This window comes from Micromonospora sonchi (assembly GCF_014646235.1).
GTDB lineage: Bacteria > Actinomycetota > Actinomycetes > Mycobacteriales > Micromonosporaceae > Micromonospora > Micromonospora sonchi.
Map to the genome: position 1 here is coordinate 1 of NZ_BMNB01000070.1, position 2890 is coordinate 2890.

The following is a 2890-nucleotide window of genomic DNA, read 5'->3' on the forward strand; positions in this document are numbered from 1 at the left end:
TCGAACATCGGCCACACCCAAGCCGCCGCCGGAGTAGCCGGCGTCATCAAAATGATCATGGCCATCCGCCACGGCCAACTACCCGCCACACTGCACGCAGCCGAGCCCTCGCCGCATGTGGACTGGGTCGGTGGTGGCGTGCAGGTGCTCTCCACCGCGCGCGACTGGCCGGAGGTCGACCGCCCCCGGCGGGCCGGCATCTCCTCGTTCGGTATCAGCGGCACCAACGCCCACGTCATCGTCGAGGCGGCACCGGTCCAGACCGTGCCGTCGGCAGGCGAGCCCGACCCCGCCGCCCGCCCCACGGCGTGGGTGCTCAGTGCGCGAAGTGACGCGGCCCTGCGCGGCCAGGCCGGCCGGCTGCACGACCGGGTCGCGGCCAGCGAGGACCTTTCGGCCGCCGACGTGGCACACACCCTCGTCGCCGCACGGAGCCGGTTCGACCGCCGCGCCGTGGTGCTCGGCCAGGACCGTGCGGAACTGCTCGCCGGGCTCGCCGCCCTGCGCGACGGCGACCCGTCGCCGCCCGTGTTCACGGGCCAGTCCGACGGCGGCACCGGCACGGCGTTCGTCTTCACCGGACAGGGTGGCCAGCGGCCCGGCATGGGTCGGGAGCTCTACCACGTCTTCGACGTCTTCGCCCGCGCGCTGGACGAGGTCTGCGCGGCTGTCGACCAGCACCTGGACCGCCCGCTTCGGGAGGTCATGTTCGACGACCCGGACGGCGTACTGAACGAGACGCGTTACACCCAGCCCGCTCTCTTCGCCTACCAGGTGGCCGCGTACCGGCTGCTGGAGTCGTTCGGCGTACGGCCGGACCGGGTCGCCGGGCACTCGGTCGGCGAGATCGCCGCCGCGTACGTCGCCGGTGTGTGGAGCCTCGCGGACGCGGCCCGGCTGGTGGTCGTCCGGGGCAGCCTCATGCAGCAGCTGCCGGTCCGTGGCGCCATGGTGGCGATCGCCGCCTCCGCCGACGAAGTGCGGTCCGCCCTGTCCGGTCGGACCGACGTCGGCCTGGCGGCGGTGAACGGGCCCAACAGCGTGGTCGTCTCCGGTGACGAGGAGGCCTGCCAGCGGATCGCCGAGCACTGGCAGGCCGCGGGCCGGCGGGTGCGCAAGCTCACCGTCAGCCACGCCTTCCACTCACCGCTGATGGAGCCGATGCAAGCCGCATTCGCGGCCGAACTCGCCGAGGTGGCCTTCGCCGAGCCGGGCCTCGACCACGTCACCGACCTGGCCGGTCTCGGTGTGCGGACCGGCTGGTCCGAGCCTGCGTACTGGGTCGAGCAGATCCGGCAGCCGGTGATGTTCCAGACGGTTGTGGCCGAGCTGCACCGGCGCGGCACGGGAGCATTCGTCGAGGTCGGACCGCAGCCGGTGTTGTCTGCCATGGTGCGGGACAGCCTGCCGGACGAGGGACCCGACGTGCTGGTGACCGCGCTGCACCGCAAGGGTCGCCCGGAGCCGGTCGCCGTGACCGGCTGCCTCGCGGAACTGTTCACCGCCGGCACCGCCGTCGACTGGGCCCCGCTGACCGCTGGCGGCCGCACCGCCGACCTGCCCACGTACGCCTTCGACCGGCACCGCAGCTGGCTGAACATGGACGCCTCGACCGACCTCACCTCGGCCGGCCTGCGCAATGCCAGCCACCCGATGCTGCGGATGACGGTGGACGTCGGCGGTGACGGTGTGGTGGCCACCGGCCGGCTCTCGGTCGGCAACCTGCCCTGGCTGGGCGAGCACCGCATGGGCGGCGCGCTGATCGTGCCGGGCACGGCCATCCTCGACCTGGTTCTCGAGGTGGCCGCCCAGGCCAACTGCGAGCTGGTCGAGGAACTGACGTTCGAGACCGGGATGGTGCTGCCCGTCGAGGGCGACCTGCTGGTCCAGCTCGTCCTCGGTGGCGGCGACGAGTCGCGTACCGTCCGGGTCTACTCGCGTACCGATGACATGGCGGAGTGGACCCGGCACGCCTCCGGCTCGGTGACCCCGGTCGTCCAGCCGGCCGCCGAACCGGGCTGGGCTGCTGTCTGGCCGCCGGCGGACGCGACCGCCGAGCCGTTCGACGACGACGCGTACGAGCAGCTCGCCGACCGGGGCTACGAGTACGGCGAATCGTTCCGCGCCGTCCGCGGCGTGTGGCGACGCGGGGACGAGACCTTCGCCGAGATCACCGGCGTGAGCGGCCTCGACGTCACGGGGTACGGCCTGCATCCGGCACTCCTCGACGCGGCGCTGCACCCGTTCGTGCTGTCCGGCGACTCCGAGGCGCTGCGCCTGCCGTTCCAGTTCCGCAACGTACGACTGTACGCCACCGGCGCCACCACACTGCGGGTACGGCTCGCCGCCACCGCACCCGACACGCTGACGTTGCATGCGGCCGACAGCACCGGTGCCCCGGTGCTGGAGGTGGAGGCACTACAGGTGCGGGCGGTGCCGTCCGGCTTCCGCCCGAGCGCCGGCACCGGCGGTACCGACGGGCTGTACAGCATCGACTGGAAGGATGTCCCGGTCCCGTCCGAGGGCGCGCTGCCGTCGGTGTGCGTGACTGACGGATCCTTCGACGACATCACCGGACGGCCCGACGCGATCGTTGTCGCGGTGGCCGCGGACGCGGACCCGGAGACCGCCACCGCCGAGGTCCTGGCGGCGATCCAGCGGTGGCACGCCGACGAGCGACTGGCCGAGTCCCGGCTGGTCGTGGTGACCGAACGCGCTGTGGTCGCCGCCCCCGGCGATGCGCCGGCCACAGCCGGTGTCGGTGCGGTGTGGGGTTTGGTGCGGGTGGCTCAGGCGGAGTTCCCCGGCAGGGTCGTGTTGGTAGACGTCGACACCCCCGACGGATGGCTCACGTCGGTAGCCGGACTCATCGGCGCGGGACTGACCCAAG

At 72.8% G+C, this 2890-nt stretch carries 1 protein-coding gene; it reads left to right on the forward strand.

What is annotated here, in order from left to right; genetic code table 11:
- Positions 1-2890, forward strand: a 2890-nt coding sequence (locus IEY61_RS30750) for an acyltransferase domain-containing protein (RefSeq protein ID WP_189050832.1), incomplete at both ends; no start/stop codon positions are given.